We start from the raw sequence: 19,388 nt of genomic DNA, 5'->3' as shown, positions 1-19,388 counted from the left end.
ACAATCAAAAACAGCCTCAATTTTCCCAATAAATTCTCAACAGGAATAAGAATTCAGGAGGCTCAGGCTTTTCCAAGAATCGACATCTATTGATATATCTCAATATCAGCCCATGCCACCCAAGATGGTGATGATATTGTTTCAACATAGACAACTCGCACAGGGTCTGGGCGGCGATTCTGAAATTCCAACCAAAGACCACCACTCGTGTAACTCGTGATTGCGCCGAGGAAGATCATTTTCCCTCCATTGGTTCTTCCCCATATTCGATGATTTGTATCCCCTGCAGGACTTTGCACCGTCAACAAACGAATAAGAGAAAAATTCCTTTCCCACCCAAGATCCAAGGCAATCCACTGGGTTGAAAATCCATTGGAATTCCAATATGTACCGGCATTTCCGTCAATTGCTTTGAGTGAATCCCCATAGTTTCCAGAAGCGCCAAAAATACCGAGCGGAATCTTGGTCCCATAGCTATTCGCAGATACGGTTTTTTCCTCAGAGAGTACTTCTGCACTGGCTGACAAAGCAGTTGCAGAAAGTAAAACGCAAAGAACAGATCCGATGAAATTTTCTCGCATGATTGCATCTCCTTCAATATTGCGCAAAATTGCGCAAAATTGCGCAAAATTGCGCAATGCAAGGCTAGGACGCAATAATGGCCAAGGCAATAAGACCAATCCTATTATTCGATCTACCATATTCAGGAGAGCGATGTATCTGCAGGCGACAACAGAAAACGTTTGGCCAGGGCCTCAAAAGGCGTAACCCATCTGTGTCAAAGCCCATTCGACTCTCTCAATACCAGACGCCGAACATGCTCAATAAACGCCTGCAGCACCGCCGCAGGCTGGTCCGCCCGCCAGGCCATGACGGCGGGCGTCATGGCCTGCTGCGGACCGCGCAGCGGCACGAACACCACGCCGTTCATGCCCACGCGCTGCATGCAGCTGGGCACCAGGGCCACGCCCTGCTCTGCCGAGACCAGGGCCATGACGGTGAGCCACTGGCGCGCCGCGTGGCGTGTGTGGGGGTGGATGCCGGCCTGCTGCAGGCAGGCGATGACGTTGTCGTAGTTGGCCGGAGCCACTTCGCGGGCGAACATGACGAAGGTGTCGCGGGCCAGTTCGCGCAGGTCGATGTCGGACTGCTGCGCCAGCGCATGCGTGGCGGGCAGGCAGCAGACAAAGGGTTCCTCGCCAATCGACAGGGTCTGCAGGCCGTCTGGCGGGGTGGCTATGTTGAGAAAGCCGCAGTCGATCTGGCCGCTGGCAATGGCCTGCAGTTGCTCGCGCGTGGACATTTCATGCAGGCAGACTTCGACCAGGGGGCGTTCTGCGCGGAAGGCGCGGCAGAAGTCGGGCACCTGGCGGTAGACCATGGAGCCGGTGATGCCCACGTCCAGCCGGCCCTGCATGCCTTCGGCCACGCCGCGCACCACGTCGGCCGCATGCTGCAGCTGGGCGAGCACCTTGCGTGCCTCGACCAGGAAAGCCTCGCCCGCAGGGGTGAGGCGCACGTTCTTGGCGTCGCGGTCCATGAGGCTGGCGCCCAGGTCCTGCTCCAGGGTCTTGAGCGCCATGCTCAGCGGCGGCTGGGTGATGCACAGGCGCTGGGCCGCGCGGCCGAAGTGGCGTTCCTCGGCCAGGGCGACGAAATAGCGCAGCAGGTGGGTCTTCATGAGAGGCGGCGGATGAGGAGCAAGCGAGATGGCATCTTGCACCATGGCTACCTCTGAAATACAGATTGATAAATCATGGGACTTCAGATGGTTCGCAGCCACAAAACCCGCGCACCTCAACTTTGAGACACCGAGGAAGGGCCGCCCCGCACCGAGGGTGTCGTCCCCCTCCGCGCAGCGAGAAGGGGGAAGGCGCGAAGCGACTCAGGGGGTCAATACGATTTAGGCAAGCCCAATACCTTTTCGGCGATGAAGCACATGATGAGCTGCGGGCTGACGGGCGCCAGGCGCGGGATCCAGGATTCGCGCATGTAGCGCTCCACGTGGTATTCCTTGGCGTAGCCCATGCCGCCGTGCGTGAAGATGGCGGTCTCGCAGGCCTTGGCGCAGGCTTCCGCCGCCAGGTATTTGGCGGCGTTGGCCTCGGCGCCGCAGGGCAGGCCCCTGTCGTAGAGGAAGGCGGCCTTTTGCACCATGAGGTGGGCCGCCTCAAGCCCCATCCAGGCCTGGGCCAGCGGGTGCTGTATGCCCTGGTTCTGGCCGATGGGGCGGTCGAAGACCACGCGCTCCTTGGCGTACTGGGTGGCACGCGCCAGAGCGGCGCGGCCCAGGCCCACGGCCTCGGCGGCGATGAGGATGCGCTCGGGGTTGAGGCCGTGCAGGATGTACGAGAAGCCCTTGCCCTCTTCGCCGATGCGGTCCTCGGCGGGGATGCGCAGGCCGTCGATGAACAGCTGATTGGTGTCCACGCATTTGCGGCCCAGCTTGTCGATCTCGCGCACCTCGATGCGTTCGCGGTCCAGGTCGGTGTAGAACAGGCTCAGCCCTTCCGTGCCCTTGCACTCTTCCACGGGCTTGGTGCGCACCAGCAGCAGGATCTTGTTGGCGACCTGGGCGGTGGAGATGAAGACTTTCTGGCCATGGACCACGTAGACGTCGCCATCGCGCACGGCGCGGGTCTGCAGCTTGAGGGTGTTGAGGCCGGCATTGGGCTCGGTGACGCCGAAGCAGGCCTTGTCCGTGCCCGCGATCAGCGGGGGCAGCCAGCGGCGCTTTTGCTCGTCCGTGCCGAAGACGACGACGGGGTGCAGGCCGAAGATGTTCATGTGCACGGCCGAGGCGCCCGACAGGCCCGCACCCGTGGCCGAGATGGTGTGCATCATCAGCGCCGCCTCGCTAATGCCCAGGCCCGCGCCGCCAAACTCTTCGGGCATGGCAATGCCCAGCCAGCCCGCGTCGGCCAGGGCCTTGTGGAAGTCGTGCGGGAAGCCGCCTTCGTGGTCCTTGTGCAGCCAGTAGTCAGCGTCAAAGGGGGCGCAGGCGCGCTCGACGGCGTCGCGTATCTGTTCCTGTTCTTCGTTCCACAGAAAGTCCATGGTGTGTTCTCCGTTGCTTGTTGCTGTTCGCTTGTTATGTCTGTGGGGTGACGGGGCTCAGGCTGCCGGCCGGCACACGCGCTCGGGGTTCTCACCGTAGGGCGGGCTGTAGAAGACCAGCAGGCGCACGGGCTCGGCGCTGGTCACGCGGAAGATGTGCATGCAGTCCTCGGGGAAGAAGCAGGTGTCGCCGGGCTGCATGGCAAAGCGTTCCTTGCCGTCCGGGGTGTCGATTTCCACCTCGGCCGTGCCGGCCAGCAGGTAGCAGGCCTGCTCCATGCCGGGGTGGGCATGGGGCAGCGCGCCGCCGCCCTGCTCCAGCGTGCCCAGCACCAGCTCCATGTGGCGCGCGCCCACGTTGGCGGCGCTGACCAGGCGCCGGTTGACGGTGCCGTGGTGGTTGGCGGGGCTGTAGCCGGGCACGTCTTGTTCGCGGATCAGGTAGCGGGGCATGGGCGGTTTCCTTCGGTTTGTGTTTGTGTTTGTGTTTGTGCTTGTGTTTGTGGTGGGGCGTCTTGCAGCGCGGCAGCCTGGCTGCAGGCGCGGCTGGCCTGCAGGGCGGCCAGCTCGGCCTCGGTCAGGCCCGCGTCGCGCAGCACCTGCAGGGTGTGTTCGCCCAGGCGTGGCGCGGGGGCGGCGCGTTCTGCGGGTGGCGTGGCGCTCCAGCGCGTGGGGCTGGCCGTGGTGCGCAGCCGGCCTTCGCTGGGGTGGTCTATCTCGTGCACGAAGCCGGTGGCCTGGTGCTGGGGGTCGGCGATCAAGTCCTCGGGCGAGGCCATGGGCATGTTGGGCACATCGGCCGCGTCCAGCAGTGCGCGCCATTCGGCGGTGGTGCGCCCTGCCATCAGCCGCGAGACTTCGGCATAGACGGCATCGATGTGCAGCGCGCGCTGGCTGTGGGTGGCGAATATGGGCTCGGCCATGCGCTCGGGCTGGCCTATGGCGTTGAAGAAGCTGTGCCAGTGCTTGTCGTTGTAGATGAGAACGCACAGGTGGCCGTCGCTGGTGCGATAGGGCCTGCGGTGGGCCGTGAGCAGGCGCGCATAGCCGGGGCCGCCCAGCTGCGGCTCGAACGACAGGCCCGCCATGTGGTCGCCCAGGATGAACTGGGTCATGGCCTCATACATGGGCACGAGCACGGCCTGGCCCTTGCCGGTCTTCTCGCGCGCATAGAGGGCGGCCGTGACGGCGTAGACCGCGTGCAGGCCGGTGACGCGGTCGCCCAGGGTCATGGGGGCATAGGCCGGCTGGCCACCGCCGTATTGCTGCGCCAGCCAGGGCACACCGGTGGCGCCCTGGATGAGGTCGTCATAGGCGGGCCGGGCCGCGTAGGGGCCGCGCTGGTCGAAGCCGCAGCAGCTCACGTGGATGATGCGCGGGTTGCGCGCCGCCACGTCCTCGTAGGCCAGGCCCAGGCGCGCCATGGCCTGGGGCCGCACGTTGCTGACCAGCACGTCGCAGCCTTCGGCCAGGCGCAGCAGGGCATCGCGCGCGGCGCCCTGCTTGAGGTCCAGCACCACGGAGCGCTTGCCCTGGTTGGCCTGCAGGAAGATGTGGCCCATGGCGGGGTTGCGCATGGGGCCGACGTGGCGCATGTTGTCGCCCTCGGGCGATTCGACCTTGATCACCTCGGCCCCCAGGCCCGCAAGGATCTGGGTGGCAAAGGGGCCCATGACCACCGAGGTCATGTCCAGCACCTTCACCCCGGCAAGAGGGCCTTGCTGTCCCTGCTGCTCCTGCTGTCCCTGCTGCGCTTCTTGCATGCCGGTCTCCCTCACTGCGCCTCGATGCCGGCCTGCTTGACCAGTTGTCCCCAGCGGGCCATCTGGTCCTTCACATAGGTGGCGAACTCCGCAGGCGTGGCCGTGGGCCAGACCTCGAAGCCGACCTGGGCCAGCTGCTCCTGCACGGCCTTGTCCTTGAGGATGGCCTGCAGCTCGGTGTTCAGCCGCTCGGTGATCTCGGCCGGCATGCCGGCCGGGCCGAAGATGCCGTTCCAGGAGGTGATGTCGAAGCCCGGCAGCGTCTTGCCGATGGCCGGCACATTGGGCAGCAGGGTGGAACCCTTGGCCGCCGTCACGGCCAGGGTGCGCACGCGGTCGGTCTTGATCGTGCCCCAGGCGGAGCCCAGGTCGGCCACATAGACCTGGATCTGGTTGCCCATGAGGTCGGTCAGCGCCTGCGGGCTGGACTTGTAGGGCACCGAAGTGATCTGGGTGTGCGTGACGTACTTGAAGGTTTCCGAGGCGACCAGCGAGGTGCTGTTGGGCGTGCCGTAGGACAGGCGGTCGGGATTGGCCTTGGCGTAGTCGATGAGCTCCTGCACGGTCTTGGCCGGAACGGAGGGGTGGACCAGCAGCGCGAACGGCAGCTCGCCCACGCGTGCCACGGGGGTGAAGTCCTTGACGGGGTCGTACTTCAGGCCCTTGACCAGCCAGGGGTTGGCCGAGTGCGAGGTGTTGGTGGTCATGAACAGCGTGTAGCCGTCCGGCTTGGCCTTGGCCACATGGTTGGCGGCAATCTGGGCATTGGCGCCGGCCTTGTTGTCCACGATCACGGGCTGCTTGAGCCGCTCGCCCAGCCGGGTAGCCACCAGGCGCGCCACGGCGTCCGTGCCGCTGCCGGCCGCGAACGGCACGACCAGGGTGATGGGATTGGAGGGGTAACCACCCTGCGCCGACACGGAGGGCGCGGCCACGGCCGCAATGGTGCTGATAGCGCCAAGGGCCAGGGCCCTGCGCAACGGGGAATGCTTCATTTGCTTGTCTCCTGTTTTCTATCCTGTTTCCTATGGAAAGCGGCGCTGTGTATCCAGCGCTCGCCGCCATGGTGCGGGCGTCAATGATTCAAGTCCAATTCTTTAAAACCAAGCAAGAATTCGATTTATGAATCATTGAGTCCTGCGTCAGGCTCCAGCTCCAGCCTCTTGTGCAAGGACTGCATCGGTGCGAGGCTGGCAGCCTTGCACGAAACCACGCCAAGGAGTTCCGCATGTCACACACCGTCCACACCATCCGGCTGCACCGCGTCCTCAAGGCGCCGCCGCGGCGCGTGTACCAGGCCTTCACCACGGCCGCTGCCCTGGCCAAATGGCTGCCGCCCCACGGCTACATCTGCGAGGTGCCCGAGTTCGACGCCCGGGTCGGCGGGCGCTACCGCATGGCCTTCGTCAATCTGTCCACGGGCGGGCGCAGCGGCTTCGGCGGGGAGTTCCTGGACCTGGAGCCCGGCCAGCTGGTTCGCCATACCGACCGCTTCGACGACCCGCAACTGCCTGGCGAGATGATCACCACCATCACGCTGCGCGAGGTGTTCTGCGGCACTGAAATGGATGTGACCCAGGAAGGCGTGCCCGCCGTCATTCCCGCCGAGGCCTGCCACCTGGGCTGGCAGGAATCGCTGCAGTTGCTGACCCTGCTGGTGGAGGCCAGCGTGCCGGGCTGAGACCCTGCACAAGCCCCTGCTGTCACACAGCTGCGGTTGATGGATTGCCGTGCTTCGGAGGACAATGGCAGTATTGCCCGCCAACGCCCGGAGGTCCGCCATGGCCACCCCCTTTGCACTGACCGCTCAAGCCATCGATGTCCTGCCGTTTGGTGCGCGGCTGGCGGGCGCCCGGACCTGCGCCCTGTTCAAGTCCCAGGACATGGAGGTCATCCGCGTGGTGCTGCGCGCCAGCCAGTCGCTGCCGCCGCACAAAGTGCCTGGCAGCGTCAGCCTGCATTGCCTGGAAGGCGAGCTGGAGGTGATGCTCGGCGAAAGCCGCCAGTCCCTGCAGGCCGGCCAGCTGATGCACCTGCCGGCCAACATGGCGCATGCGGTACGCGCCATCGAAGACACCTCCGCTCTGGTCACCATCGTTCTGTGTGACGCGTCCTGACGCTTGCCACTTCAGCGCATTCAGCCCACTGAGCGCTTCAGCGCACCGGCAGGAACTGCATGAACGGCCCCGCCACCAGTCCCTGCCCGTAGCCGATGAAGGAGCGCCTGTAGCGCTCGGTGGTGTAGTTGGCGATCAGGTCCAGCCGGCCGATGATCTTGCCCATCTCGCGCTCGAAGCTGAGGTTGCGCGCGTCGTCGCCCAGGTGGTTGGACAGCAGCAGCGGCCCGCCCGCTGCGTTGCGCCGTGAGTTGAGTATCCAGTTGGCCACTTCCACGTTGCGTGCGGCGTTGTAGATCAGCTGCGGGTCCAGCCCATGGACCAGGGTGAAGCTGGTGCGCCCGCCGTGGGCGGTGATGATGGTGTCGGCCAGCGCATGGACGAAGGCGGCCACGCGGTCGCCCTTGAAGTCGGGCTGCAGCGCCAGCGAGAGCGCGGCCACGTCCTGGGCGCCGCGCAGGTCGGCCCAGGGCTGGCGCTCGGTGATGGCAATGCGCACGTAGGCGGATGCGGCCTCGCGGCTTTCGGCGGTTTTCTTCCACTCGGAGGGGTTGCGCAGGTAGAGCTTGTCCATGATGCGCATCAGGCTGTCCAGGTTCTCCTTCATGGCCAGCGTGGCCATGCGGTTGCTGTCGGACTGCACGATTTCGCTGGGCTCGAACGAGGCACCCTCCACCTTGCCGCGCGGCGCGGGCGTGTCGGCACAGCCCGCTGTCAGCAGAAGCGCCAGCACCGGCGCCAAGCGGCGCGCCGCGCCGCCTCCCGGTCGGGGCCGGCTGTCGTTCACCCCGGCTCTGCGGCCGGCCTCCCCTGGCAAGACAAGCTCAATAGTCATCCCGGAACGATAGCAGCGCACTACCGGGGCGCCGAGGCCCGATGCCCTGTCTTACATGCCCTGGCGCCGGCAGCGTCAACCTCCCGTCAGGCAGCGTTGCTGCACCATCCAGTCATCCAGTCATCCAGTCATCCACTCATCCACCACCGCCCCGGTGCTGCGCCAGCAGGTGGCCGAGGATCTTCCAGGTCTGGGGCTGTTCCACCATGGGCACGGGAATGCGCAGCATGCTGCCTGCGGCCTGCCTGGGCGAAAACAGCAGGCCCGGTGCCAGCAGCAGGCCCTGCGGCGCGGCATGGCGGGCCAGCACCTCCGAATCCACGCCGCAGTCCACCCAGGCGAACATGCCGGCCTGCGGTTCGTGCGGGGCGCGGCAGTCCAGGGCTTCGAGCATGCGCAGGCAGCGGTTGCGCGCGCGGTCCACGCGCTCGCGCAGGCGGTCCACATGCTTGCGGTACTGGCCATCGGCCAGCACGCGGTGCACCACCTGCTCGCCCGGCAGCGCCGTGGTCAGCCCGCCCAGCAGCTTGAGGTCGGTCAGCCGCCGTATCAGGTCGGTGTGCGCCGCCACATAGCCCACGCGCAGGCTGCCGGCCAGGGTCTTGGAGTAGCCGCCCACCAGGAGCACGCGCTGCAGCCGGTCCATGGCGGCCAGGCGCACGGGCACGCCGGGCAGGAAGTCGGAGTAGGTGTCGTCCTCGGCCAGGTAGAAGTCGTGGCGCTCGGCAATGCGCAGCACCTCGTGGGCCACGCCGGCCGACAGGGTCTGGCCCGTGGGGTTGTGCACGGCCGTGTTCAGGATGAAAAGCCGGGGCTGGTGCTGGCGGGCCAGCCGCTCCAGCGCCTCCACATCGGGGCCTCCGGGCAGGCGGGGCACGCCGACCACGTTCACGCCCAGGGCGTTGAGCCGGCCGAAGATGAGGAACCAGCCCGGGTCTTCCACCAGCACCGTATCGCCGGGCCGCACCAGGCTGCGCACGATCAGGTCCAGGCCCTGGGTGACGCCGGCCACGGTCATCAGGTGGGCCTCGGGGTGGGCGGGCACGTCCTGGGCCTGCAGCACAGAGGCGATCTGCTGGCGCAGCGGCAGGTAGCCCTGGGGCACGCCGTAGGTCAGCAGGCTCGGCCCCGTGCTGCGGCCCACGGCGCGCAGGGCCGAGGCCAGCATTTCCTGGTCCAGCCATTCCGGCGGCAGCATGCCCGCGCCACCCGAATGCTCCATGCCCTCGCGGAACATGCTGCGCAGCAAAAAGGCGGTATCGAAGGCCGCGCCCTGCTCCAGCGTAGGCAGGGCATCGCTGGCGCGGGGCGCCGCCTGGGCCGCGCGCCGGGCGCTGACGAAGACGCCCGAGCCGCGCCGCGAATGCACCAGGCCTTGGGCGGCCAGCCGGTCATAGGCCTGCACCACGGTGTCGCGGCTCACGGCCGCCTCTTGCGCCAGGGCCCGCACGGAAGGCAGGCGCGAGCCCGCGCGCAGGCCGTGGTGGCGGATCAGGCCGCCGTAGTGGTCCACCAGCTGGTCCACCAGCGAGAGGTCGGAAGACCGCAGCGGGCGCCAGGGCGCAGCGGCCTGGAACGCCGTATCTGACGATGCGCGCGGTGCCTGTGGTGCCTGTGGTGCCTGTGGTGCCTGTGGTGCCTGTGGTGCCTGCGGTGCCTGCGGTGTCTGCGGTGTCTGCTGTGCCTGCGCTTGCTTCGGCGTGGCTGCGGGATCAAGTGTCAGGGCCATATGGGCAGGCCAGTTGGCAAATTGTTCTGGCAAAGTGTACTGCTACTGTACCGAACACTGACATTAGCATGGCCTGACGGCGCCGCGGCCTGCGGCATGCGCAGACAGGGCGCCGGATTCCCTGTCATGCCTGTTGCCACCATGCCCTTCGATACCGCCCACACCTCGTTCCTGCTGCCGCTGGCCATGTTCTCCTTCGTCAGCTCCGTCACGCCCGGCCCCAACAATGTGATGTTGACGGCCTCGGGCGCCACCTTCGGCTACCGCCGCACGGTGCCCCATATGCTGGGCATCACCCTGGGCGTGGTGGTCATGGTGCTGCTGGTGGGCGCGGGCCTGGGCGCGGTGTTCGAGCGGCTGCCGGTGATCTACACCGCGCTCAAGTACCTGGGCGCGGCCTACCTGGTCTGGCTGGCCTGGAAGATCGCGGGCAGCGGCGGCATCGACGGCGGCAACGCAGGTGCCCGGCCGTTCGGGTTCTGGCAGGCGGCGGCCTTCCAGTGGGTCAACCCCAAGGCCTGGATCATGGCCATCGGCGTGATTGCCACCTACACGCCGCGCGAGGATTTCTTCATCAACCTGGTGCTGGCCGCGCTGGTGCTGGGCATCGTGAACTATCCCAGCGTCAGCGTCTGGACGCTGTTCGGCAGCGCCGTGGGGCGCGCGCTGCGCTCGCCGCAGGCACTGCGCCGCTTCAACTGGGGCATGGCCGCCCTGCTGCTGCTGTCGCTGTACCCGGTGCTGGCAGATTCACACGCCTGATTCAAACGCCTGATCCACGCGGCTGCTTCATGCGGCCGATGCCGCATCCAGCGCCAGTATCTGCTGCGCCAGCGCGGCGATGCCGGCCTCGCTGAGGTCGTCGGCCTGCACCCTGCGGCGCGTGCGCCACTGCGTGAAATGCCGCTCTTGCGAGCGCTCGTAGTGCGGGTCGTAGTGCTGGGCCATGAGCTCGGAGAACAGCGGCGAGAGGCTGCGCTCATGCGCCCAGGCCTGCCAGCGCGAGATGGTCTCCTTGCCCTGCAGCTCCTTGAGCCAGCCCAGCTTGTCGGCCAGCATCTGCGGATCGTCGCCCAGGTAGGCGTAGTCGCGCAACAGGTAGGCCAGGCGCGCCTCGGGCGTGGCATCGAGCGCAATCACGGGCGACTGGCGCATGTGCTCGACCAGCACCAGCGGCAGGGACACGCGGCCGATCTTGGCGCTCTCGCCTTCCACGTACACGGTGCGCGACGGATCGAAACTCTCCAGTTGCTGGGCCAGCAGCGTCTCGAAGTATTTCTGGCTGGGCTGCTCCACCCCGGGCAGGTTGCCCAGCAAGGAGCCCTTGTGACTGGCATAACCCTCCAGGTCCAGCACCTGCTCGCCGGCCTCGGCCAGGGCATGCAGCACGCGGGTCTTGGCGCTGCCGGTGGCGCCGCACAGCACCTGCAGGCGCAGCAGGGGCACCAGGCGGTCGATCAGCTCGATCACATGGCCGCGATAGGACTTGTAGCCGTTGGCCAGTTGCTGGGCATCCCAGCCGACCAGGCGCAGCCAGGTGACCATGGAGCCGCTGCGCAGGCCGCCGCGCCAGCAGTAGACCAGCGGCTTCCAGTTGGCGGGCTTGTCGGCGAAGGTTTCCTGCAGATGGCGCGCCAGATTGGCCGAGACCATGGCCGCACCCAGGCGCTTGGCCTCGAAGGGGCTGACCTGCTTGTAGATGGTGCCGATCCGGGCGCGCTCCTCGTTGTCGAGCACGGGGCAGTTGATGGCGCCGGGAATGTGGTCCTGCGCGAATTCGGCAGGCGAACGGGCGTCGATCAGGGTGTCGAACTGGTGGCGGTCGGCGATGCGGATGGGCTGGCGGTGGGACACGGGCAAACGGTGATCTGGCGATCATGCGGGAGGCAGAAACAACCGGCGCCATGGCCTCAGGGGCTCATGGGCCGGCACCGGAACCAGGAAAGTGGATCGAGCCTCGACACGCACCGGCCCGCCCCGCTTCGCGCCCTGCTTGCGCGAGCCGGGCATGCGGCCGACCTTGGAAGCCGGGATTCTCGCACGCCCGCCGTGCCCGCGCACGGCTGTCAGGGCAAGGCTGTCAACGCCAGGCAGTCAACGCAAGGCAGCGGCGATCAGGCCCTGCACGGCGGCCACGCGCTGCACTTGCTGGGGGCTGTCGTAGTTGCCCATGAAGACGGCATACACCAGCGAATGCTGGGGCACGACCACCAGCCGCTGGCCGCCCAGGCCGATGGCCATGTAGTACGCCAGGCCGGCGCGGGTCTGCCCCACGTACCAGTGGTGGCCGTAGCGCAGGCCGGGCCAGGCGTCCACACGCGGCTGAATGGATTGCACAATCCAATGCCGGGGTACCAGCGCCCGGCCTTGCCTTCCACCCGGCCATTCGCCCTGCTGCAACACCAGCTGGCCAATGCGGGCCAGGTCCCGCGCCCGCAGGCGCAGGCCGGAGGCGGCGGCCGCCTCGCCGTTGGTGCCAGGCGTCCACTCGGCCTTGTCGATGCCTAGCGGAGCAAACAGCTTGTGCCGCGCATAGTCCAGCAGCGGCATGCCGCTGCCCTGCGCGATCAGATGGCCCAGCAGGGCCGTGGCCCCGCCGCTGTAGCACCAGCGTTCGCCAGGCGAGGCGACGATGGGCTGCTCCAGCACGTAGCGGTAGCGGTCGCTGCTGCGCTCCATGGCGATTTCGCTGTTGCGCGGGTCGGAATACGGCAGGTCCTCATCCCATTGCAGGCCCATGGTCATGCCCAGGGCATGGGAGACCAGGATGGCGCGCCGGCCCTCATCGGCCGCCAGATCGCTGTAGGCGGGAAAGGCCTGGACCAGGGGTGTGTCCAGCGCGGGCACCTTGCCTTCGGCCAGGGCCATGCCGTAGAGCAGGCCGACGATGCTCTTGCTGACCGAGCGCACATCGTGCAGGGAGTCGGCGTTGAAGGTCACCTTGCCCAGCGGCTCGCCCCAGCGTTCGTCCTCGCCCTGGAAATAGCGCTCCAGCGCCAGCCGGCCGTGGCGCATCACGACGACGGCGTGCAGGTTCGCCAGTTCTCCGCTCTGCACGCCCTGGTCCAGGCGTTCGCCCAGGTCTTCGGCCAGGCCGGTGCCGGTGGAAGAGGCACCGCCCTGCCCCACGCTGGCACAGGCCGTGCAGCCCAGCGCCGCCAGGGCTGCGCCCGTCTGCAGCCATCTGCGCCTGTCGGTGCGAAAGCCGTTGTTTGTCATGTCCCTCTCCCTTAGTTACCTACTTACGTACTTACTGCTTGGGCGAAGACCCGCTGCCGCGCGGATGGATCAGCATGCGGTCGCCGCGTATTTCCACATCGAACTGGCGCAGGAAGTTCTGGCCCAGCAGCGCATCCCTGTCCGTGCTGCCGGTATAGCCCGTGCCCACGCGCAGGCCGCTCACCACCAGGGAGGCCACGCGCACCTGCTCGGCCACCACCATGCGGCCGTCGCGTTCGCCATTGGCGGTGCGAAAGCGCACGGGCTCGCCGCCGTCCAGGCCTGCTCGCTCGGCCAGCAGCTCGGTCACGCCGACCATGCTGGCTCCCGTGTCCACCAGGAACATGACAGGCTGCCCGTTGACGGCCCCTTCCACGCGGAAATGCCCGTCGCGGTCACGCGCAATGGCCACCGTGCCATCGGCCTGCACCTTGACGCCGGCCGGCTTCAGGTACATCTGCATGGCCCAGTACAGCACGCCCATGACCAGCAGCCAGAACAGCAGAAAACCCAGCATGCCGCGCCGGGCGACGGACTGGACGCTGGGCTCGGCGGCCGGGGCGGAGGCAGCGGACGGATCGGACGGATCGGACGGAGGCGGCGTGGATTTGAGGCGCATGGCAATGCAGACGGGATCGACGATGGCAGCACGGTGGCTGCACGGCGGCAGTCGCCCATTCTGCCTGCGGCCCTGCCCCGTCACGGGCAAGCCAATAGCCGCTACAGTGGGCGCCTTCATCACAGCCCGCTCCTGCCATGCCCACGACCGCGCAGCCGCCCTTTGTCCTTCACTACATCTTCGACCCGCTGTGCGGCTGGTGCTATGCCGCCGCGCCCCTGGTCAAGGCCGCGCGCAGCGTGCCCGGCGTCACCCTTCAGTGGCATGGCGGCGGCATGCTCACTGGCGCGCACACCCGCACCATCACGGCCGACTGGCGCGGCCACGTGATGCCGCACGACCAGCGCATTGCCGAGATGACGGGCCAGCCCTTCGGCACGGCCTACTTCGACGGCCTGCTCAACGACCTGGGCGCCGTGCTGGACTCCGAACCGCCCACCACGGCGCTGCTGGCCGCCGAGGAACTGGCGGGCCGGGGCCTGGACATGCTGGCGCGCCAGCAGCAGGCCCACTACGTGGAAGGCCGGCGCATCAGCGATCCGGCCGTGCTGCTGGAACTGGCCCGTGACCTGGGCCTGGACGTGGCGGCCTTCACCGACGCCTTCCAGCGCCTTTCGGGCGCCGCAACCCAGGCCCATATCGCCCAGTCGCGCGAATGGCTGGAACTGGCACAGGGCCAGGGTTTCCCGACCTTCGCGCTGGAGTTCGACCACCCCGAGGCCGAGCAGCCGGGCCAGCGCGCCATCCAGCGCATCGACATCGGTCCCTGGCTGGGAGATGCACAGGGCTGGGCAACGCAGCTGGGCGAGTGGGTGCAGCAGGTTGCGGCCATCACCGGCGGCGAACACGCGGCGCCCCAAGGCGAGGATTGCGGGCCCGATGGCTGTGCGCTGCCCAAGAGCTGATCCCTCAACGACCAGCAAAGAAAAAACCGCGCCCTGGCGCGGTTTTTTCATGGAGCGCGGGCGCCCGTCAATCCATCTTGGAGATCATCACCTCGCCAAAGCCGGAGCACGACACCTGGGTGGCGCCGTCCATCAGGCGGGCGAAGTCGTAGGTCACCTGCTTGCTCTGGATGGCCTTTTCCAGCGCGCTGATGACCAGGTCGGCCGCCTCGCGCCAGCCCATGTGGCGCAGCATCATCTCGGCCGAGAGGATTTCAGAGCCCGGGTTCACATAGTCCTTGCCCGCGTACTTGGGGGCCGTGCCGTGCGTGGCCTCGAAGCAGGCCACGGAGTCGGACATGTTGGCGCCGGGCGCAATGCCGATGCCGCCGACCTGGGCCGCCAGCGCGTCCGAGATGTAGTCGCCGTTGAGGTTGAGCGTGGCCACCACCGAGTACTCGGCCGGGCGCAGCAGGATCTGCTGCAGGAAGGCGTCGGCAATGGAGTCCTTGATGACGATGTCGCGGCCCGTGCGCGGGTTCTTGAACTTGAGCCAGGGTCCGCCGTCGATGGGCTGGGCGCCGAACTCGCGCGCGGCCAGCGCGTAGCCCCAGTCGCGGAAGCCCCCTTCGGTGAACTTCATGATGTTGCCCTTGTGGACCAGGGTCACGCTGGGCTTGTCATTGTCGATGGCGTACTGGATGGCCTTGCGCACCAGGCGCTCCGTGCCCTCGATGGACACGGGCTTGACGCCGATGCCCGAGGTCTCGGGGAAGCGGATCTTCTTGACGCCCATTTCCTTGACCAGGAAGTCGATGAGCTTCTTGGCGTTGTCGCTGCGCGCCTCGTACTCGATGCCCGCGTAGATGTCCTCGGAGTTCTCGCGGAAGATGACCATGTTGGTCTTCTCGGGCTCCTTCAGCGGCGAGGGCACGCCCTTGAAATACTGCACGGGGCGCAGGCAGACGTAGAGGTCCAGCTCCTGGCGCAGCGCCACGTTCAGCGAGCGGATGCCGCCGCCCACGGGCGTAGTCAGCGGGCCCTTGATGGAGACCACGTACTCGCGCAGGGCCTGCATGGTTTCCTCGGGCAGCCAGACATCGGGGCCGTAGATGCGCGTGGATTTCTCGCCCGCGAAGACCTCCATCCACTGGATCTTGCGCTTGCCGCCATAGGCCTTGGCCACGGCGGCATCCACCACCTTGATCATCACGGGCGTGATGTCCACGCCGGTGCCGTCGCCTTCAATGAAAGGAATGATGGGCTGGTCTGGCACGTTCAACGACATGTCGGCGTTGACAGTGATCTTCTGGCCCTCGGCCGGCACCTGGATGTGCTGGAAGCGGTTCATGGGGACGGGTCTCCGTTGGCTGGTGCACGAGGCAAGAGTGAATGCCCGGATCGGGCACGAATTTGGTGCAGAAAATTCTAACGACAATCGGGCCGCCCTCCTGTCAACGGCGATACAGTAAGCGCGTTGAGCATGTGCGGTGCATCAAGAATTTCGCACCGTTGTCTGATTCAACTTGGCTTCTACCGCTTTTCTAGGAAATGGCATATATGAAAAAACTCCTCGCTGTCCTGATCGCCGGTTCGTTTGCCGCAGGCGCCTTCGCACAGGCCGCCGCAGCACCCGAAGCGCCGATGTCGGCTCCCACGGCCGCTTCCGCAGCTGCTCCCGCTCACACAGCCAAGAAGGCCAAGGTCGCCAAGAGCGGCAAGCACTCCGGCAAGAAGCACGCCAAGCGCTCCACGAAGAAGGCACACAAGGCCGTGGCCTGATCGATGCCGCGGGATGCCAGCCGGCATCCCCTCAAAAAAAAGCCCGCAAGTCAGCAATGCACTGCGGGCTTTTTGCCGCCCGCCCGGCCATGATGGCCCGGCCAGGCCGATTTTTGCGTCCGGCCACGCGCCCCCTGCGACAGAATGTGCAAGATGACGAAGCCTTCGACACCCCTCCACACATCCCTTTCCCGCCGCGCGCTGCAGCGGTTGCTCATGGCCGCCTGCCTGGCTGGCGCCGCCGTATCGGCAGGCGCACAACCCCAGGGCAGCCCCCAGATGAATCTGCGCCGCGTGGAGTTGACGGCCGGGTTCCACCGCATCGATGCCCAGGTGGCCGCCTCGGACCGCGAGCGCGCCATCGGCCTGATGTTCCGCCAGGACATGCCCGCGCAGGAGGGCATGATCTTCGTCTTCGAGGTGCCCGCCGTGCAGTGCTTCTGGATGCGCAACACCTTGCTGCCGCTGACCGCCGCCTTCGTGGCCGATGACGGCACCATCGTGAACCTGGCCGACATGAAGCCCATGACCGAAGACTCGCACTGCTCGGCCAAGCCCGTGCGCTATGTGCTGGAGATGAACCAGGGCTGGTTCGCCAAGCGCGGCCTGAAGGCTGGCGTCAAGCTGGGCGGCAGTCTGTTCACACCGACGCCAGCCCCCAAGCCATAATCACGCCCCATGCAAGCGCTTCGCTCCTCGTTCTGGCTCACCCGGCTGATATTGGCCTGGTTTGCCGTGACGCTGGGCGTTGCCGTGGCCTCACCCCTGGTCCATCCCCAGGGATTCGAGCTGGTCTGCACGGCCAGCGGCGACGTCAAGCTGGTGGCGCTGGGCGACAGCGCAGCCCCAGGCATGGGCCACCACCAGCTCGACTGCCCCATGTGCCTGCCCGCCGGTGCACCGCCGCCGGCCCTGCCGGCGATGGCCGTGCCCCACCAGCAACCGCTGGCCCACGCGCTGCTGCCGCTGGTGGCGGCGCACATTGCCTCCGTCACACGTGCGCCGCTGCCGGCGCGCGGCCCTCCCTCGCTGACTGCCGTGTTCTCTTGAATCGCCGCCGGGCCTGCTGATGAGCGCCCGGCCCGCCTGTGCCGCGCCTGTGGCCCAGGACTGCGCCGCATGCGCGGTGCAAGACCCGGAGTCAGTTCGTGAATTCTTCCCCTTTCCCCGCGATGGCGGCGCCGGTGCGCGCATCCACGCACGCCTTTCGTCTCCATCCCCTGGCCACGGCGCTGTGCTGCGCGCTGGGCGCCGCATGGGCACCTGCCGCGCACGCGCAGGCCCTGGCCGAGGCGGCACTGCCCGCCGTCGAAGTCTCCGACCAGGCCACGGCCGACGCCAACGGCCTGCTGCCGCTGAACAAGACCGTGGGCACGGCCAGCCGCCTGGGCCTGACAGCGCGCGAGACACCGGCCTCGGTGCACATCGTGGACCGCGCCGCCATCGAGGCGCGCGGCGCCCAGGACACGCAGGAGATCCTGCGCTCCATTCCGGGCGTCACGGCCTACAGCCCGCCCGGCAACATCGGCATCAGCTACCGGGGCTTCGGCACGGGTTCGGTCAGCCAGCTGTTCAACGGCATCAACCTGCAGTACTCCATTGCGGCACGGCCCGTGGACAGCTGGATCTACGACCGGGTGGAGGCCATTGGCGGCGCCTCCGGCTTTCTCTACGGCGCAGGCGGCGTGGGCGGCACGCTGAACTACATCACCAAGCTGGCCCAGCGCGACAGCTTCACCGAAGGCCAGCTGCGCCTGGGCAGCTACGGGCTGAAAGAAGCCTCCGTCGGGCTGAACCGCCGCCTGGGCGATGCCACTGACAGCCAGGGCACCACCCATTACCTGCGCCTGGACCTCAACCACCGCGATGCCGGCAGCTGGGTGGGCGGCACGCAGTCGCGCTCCACGCAGCTGGCGGCCTCGCTGCTGTCCGACCTGGGTGGCGGCCTGACGCACACCCTGGCCTACGAAGCCCAGCATGAGCGCGTGGACCGCCCCTACTGGGGAACGCCGCTGCTCAACCCGCTGCGCGGCCAGGCGCGCATTGACGAGGCCACCCTCGGCAAGAACTACAACAGCGCCGACGGCCTGTACGCCCAGCGCGTGCAGTGGCTGCGCTCCATCACCGAATGGCGGGCCAGCGACCGGCTCAAGCTGAGCAACACCTTCTACGCCTATGGCGCGCTGCGCGACTACCGCAACGTGGAGACCTACCGCTTCACGCCCGACAACAGCGCGGTGGTGCGCTCGGCCGCGCTGCTGCAGCGCCATGACCAGCGCATGGTGGGCGACCGCATCGAAGGCAGCTACCTGGGCGAGCTGGCCGGCCGGCGCAGCGAATGGGCCTTTGGCCTGGACGTGAGCGTGAACCGGCAGACGCGCTTTCCGAACAGCCTGTCTGGCACGGTGAGCACGGTCAATCCCTACGATTTCACGACAGAGAACTTCTACGACATCCCAGGCATGGCGCCCGGATTCAGGCCTGACCGCGACAACAAGGTCACCACGACCGCCCTGTACCTGGAAAACCGCACGGCCCTCACTCCTGCCCTGCATCTGCTGACGGCGCTGCGCCATGAACGCATCGATGTGGACCTGACCAACCGGCGCGATGTAACGCCCGCGCTGCCCGCCAGCTACAGCCGCAGCTACAGCCCGACGACCGGGCGCGTGGGCTTGGTCTGGGATGCCACGCCCGAGGCCAATCTCTACGCGCAGTTCTCCACGGCGGCCGATCCGCCGTCGGGCATGCTGATGGGCGCCTCGTTTGCCGACGCCATCAACAACACCGGACTGACCACGGGCCGCCAGGTGGAGGCGGGCAGCAAGCTGTCGTTCTGGCAGGGCAAGGGAACGGCGGCGCTGGCGATCTATCACATCACGCGCCGCAACATCTCCACCCAGGACCCGCAGGACAGTACGCGCACGGTGCTGGTGGGCCAGCAGTCCTCGCGCGGGGTGGAGCTGTCCATGGGCCTGGCGCCCACGCCGCGCTGGTCGGTCCAGGGCAACTGGAGCCATGTGGACGCGCGCTATGACAACTACCAGCAAGGCGGCGTGTCCCTGGCCGGCAAGCGGCCCACGAATACGCCCGCCAGCGTGCTCAACCTCTGGACCAGCTACCGCATCACGCCGGCCCTGGAGGTCAACGCCGGGCTGCGCCGCGTGGGCGGTATCTATGCCGATGCGGCCAATACCCTGTCCTGGCCCGCCTACACGCTGCTGGACCTGGGCCTGAGCTACCGCATCGACCCGCGCATGACCGTGGTTGCACGGCTGCGCAATGCCACCGATCGTGTCTATGCCGCCAGCCTGACCAGCACCATGGCCTACCTGGGGGCGCCGCGCACGGCCGATATCACGCTGCGCGTGGCGTTCTGAGCG

Annotated in this window: 20 protein-coding genes; 8 read left to right on the top strand and 12 right to left on the bottom strand. The window is 67.1% G+C overall.

Going from position 1 to position 19,388, the window contains the following annotated elements; all coding sequences use genetic code 11:
* Positions 1–86 precede the first annotated feature (86 nt).
* The 6 genes from ACM14_RS31560 to ACM14_RS13815 form a co-directional block, all read right to left on the bottom strand.
* On the bottom strand, positions 87–581 hold the full coding sequence (locus ACM14_RS31560; RefSeq protein ID WP_139093425.1) for a discoidin domain-containing protein: 495 nt from the start codon (positions 579–581) through the stop codon (positions 87–89).
* Positions 582–778: 197 nt separating this feature from the next.
* Positions 779–1,726, bottom strand: coding sequence for a LysR substrate-binding domain-containing protein (locus tag ACM14_RS13835; RefSeq protein ID WP_065346449.1), 948 nt, complete (start codon positions 1,724–1,726; stop codon positions 779–781).
* Between the two features lie 167 nt (positions 1,727–1,893).
* Positions 1,894–3,057: an acyl-CoA dehydrogenase family protein gene (locus ACM14_RS13830; protein WP_013802491.1), complete on the bottom strand. Its 1,164-nt coding sequence runs from the start codon at positions 3,055–3,057 to the stop codon at positions 1,894–1,896.
* Between the two features lie 57 nt (positions 3,058–3,114).
* Positions 3,115–3,510 (bottom strand): cupin domain-containing protein, encoded by a 396-nt coding sequence (locus tag ACM14_RS13825; RefSeq protein WP_065346448.1) that lies wholly within the window; start codon positions 3,508–3,510, stop codon positions 3,115–3,117.
* Positions 3,495–4,745 (bottom strand): CaiB/BaiF CoA-transferase family protein, encoded by a 1,251-nt coding sequence (locus ACM14_RS13820; protein WP_065346461.1) that lies wholly within the window; start codon positions 4,743–4,745, stop codon positions 3,495–3,497. The genes ACM14_RS13825 and ACM14_RS13820 overlap by 16 nt, the downstream gene beginning before the upstream one ends.
* Before the next feature lie 86 nt (positions 4,746–4,831).
* A complete protein-coding gene (locus ACM14_RS13815; protein ID WP_065346447.1) occupies positions 4,832–5,815 on the bottom strand; it encodes a tripartite tricarboxylate transporter substrate binding protein in 984 nt (327 codons plus the stop codon).
* A gap of 233 nt (positions 5,816–6,048) precedes the next feature.
* Between ACM14_RS13815 and ACM14_RS13810 the strand changes: the two genes are divergently transcribed.
* Positions 6,049–6,501 (top strand): SRPBCC family protein, encoded by a 453-nt coding sequence (locus tag ACM14_RS13810; protein ID WP_065346446.1) that lies wholly within the window; start codon positions 6,049–6,051, stop codon positions 6,499–6,501.
* Positions 6,502–6,601: 100 nt separating this feature from the next.
* Positions 6,602–6,937, top strand: coding sequence for a cupin domain-containing protein (locus ACM14_RS13805; protein WP_063326208.1), 336 nt, complete (start codon positions 6,602–6,604; stop codon positions 6,935–6,937).
* A gap of 37 nt (positions 6,938–6,974) precedes the next feature.
* On the opposite strand, the gene ACM14_RS13800 is transcribed toward ACM14_RS13805, so the two are convergent.
* Entirely contained in the window at positions 6,975–7,754 is a 780-nt protein-coding gene (locus tag ACM14_RS13800) for a hypothetical protein (protein ID WP_043821822.1), read from the bottom strand.
* A 154-nt stretch (positions 7,755–7,908) separates the two neighbouring features.
* Positions 7,909–9,501, bottom strand: a complete 1,593-nt coding sequence (locus ACM14_RS13795; RefSeq protein WP_084027368.1) for a PLP-dependent aminotransferase family protein — start codon at positions 9,499–9,501, stop codon at positions 7,909–7,911.
* 126 nt (positions 9,502–9,627) lie between these two features.
* Between ACM14_RS13795 and ACM14_RS13790 the strand changes: the two genes are divergently transcribed.
* Entirely contained in the window at positions 9,628–10,263 is a 636-nt protein-coding gene (locus ACM14_RS13790) for a LysE family translocator (protein WP_043821819.1), read from the top strand.
* Between the two features lie 27 nt (positions 10,264–10,290).
* Here the strand turns inward: ACM14_RS13790 and mnmH are convergent, their stop codons facing one another.
* The 3 genes from mnmH to ACM14_RS13775 form a co-directional block, all read right to left on the bottom strand.
* A complete protein-coding gene (gene mnmH, locus ACM14_RS13785) occupies positions 10,291–11,355 on the bottom strand; it encodes a tRNA 2-selenouridine(34) synthase MnmH (protein ID WP_065346459.1) in 1,065 nt (354 codons plus the stop codon).
* A 240-nt stretch (positions 11,356–11,595) separates the two neighbouring features.
* The gene (locus ACM14_RS13780) at positions 11,596–12,720 is read right to left on the bottom strand and encodes a serine hydrolase (RefSeq protein ID WP_065346445.1); all 1,125 of its coding nucleotides are present in this window, start codon (positions 12,718–12,720) and stop codon (positions 11,596–11,598) included.
* Positions 12,721–12,751: 31 nt separating this feature from the next.
* The gene (locus ACM14_RS13775; RefSeq protein WP_254662053.1) at positions 12,752–13,339 is read right to left on the bottom strand and encodes a TIGR02281 family clan AA aspartic protease; all 588 of its coding nucleotides are present in this window, start codon (positions 13,337–13,339) and stop codon (positions 12,752–12,754) included.
* 137 nt (positions 13,340–13,476) lie between these two features.
* Here ACM14_RS13775 and ACM14_RS13770 point away from each other — a divergent pair, with 137 nt between their 5' ends.
* Positions 13,477–14,244, top strand: coding sequence for a DsbA family protein (locus tag ACM14_RS13770; protein WP_065346443.1), 768 nt, complete (start codon positions 13,477–13,479; stop codon positions 14,242–14,244).
* Positions 14,245–14,311: 67 nt separating this feature from the next.
* Here ACM14_RS13770 and icd read toward each other — a convergent pair whose 3' ends face one another.
* On the bottom strand, positions 14,312–15,574 hold the full coding sequence (gene icd / locus ACM14_RS13765; protein WP_013802507.1) for an NADP-dependent isocitrate dehydrogenase: 1,263 nt from the start codon (positions 15,572–15,574) through the stop codon (positions 14,312–14,314).
* Between the two features lie 209 nt (positions 15,575–15,783).
* Between icd and ACM14_RS13760 the strand changes: the two genes are divergently transcribed.
* From ACM14_RS13760 to ACM14_RS13745, 4 genes are all read left to right on the top strand, one after another.
* Entirely contained in the window at positions 15,784–16,005 is a 222-nt protein-coding gene (locus ACM14_RS13760; protein WP_012205488.1) for a hypothetical protein, read from the top strand.
* 216 nt (positions 16,006–16,221) lie between these two features.
* Positions 16,222–16,674: a DUF192 domain-containing protein gene (locus tag ACM14_RS13755; protein ID WP_034393348.1), complete on the top strand. Its 453-nt coding sequence runs from the start codon at positions 16,222–16,224 to the stop codon at positions 16,672–16,674.
* A 9-nt stretch (positions 16,675–16,683) separates the two neighbouring features.
* Positions 16,684–17,055 carry a DUF2946 family protein gene (locus ACM14_RS13750; RefSeq protein ID WP_065346442.1) on the top strand — a complete coding sequence of 124 codons (372 nt, stop codon included), beginning with the start codon at positions 16,684–16,686 and terminating at the stop codon, positions 17,053–17,055.
* A 122-nt stretch (positions 17,056–17,177) separates the two neighbouring features.
* Positions 17,178–19,385, top strand: coding sequence for a TonB-dependent siderophore receptor (locus ACM14_RS13745; RefSeq protein ID WP_065346441.1), 2,208 nt, complete (start codon positions 17,178–17,180; stop codon positions 19,383–19,385).
* Positions 19,386–19,388 lie beyond the last annotated feature (3 nt).

The organism is Delftia sp. JD2, from assembly GCF_001682645.1.
Classification (GTDB): domain Bacteria; phylum Pseudomonadota; class Gammaproteobacteria; order Burkholderiales; family Burkholderiaceae_C; genus Comamonas; species Comamonas acidovorans.
This window is presented reverse-complemented; position numbering and strand designations above follow the sequence as displayed.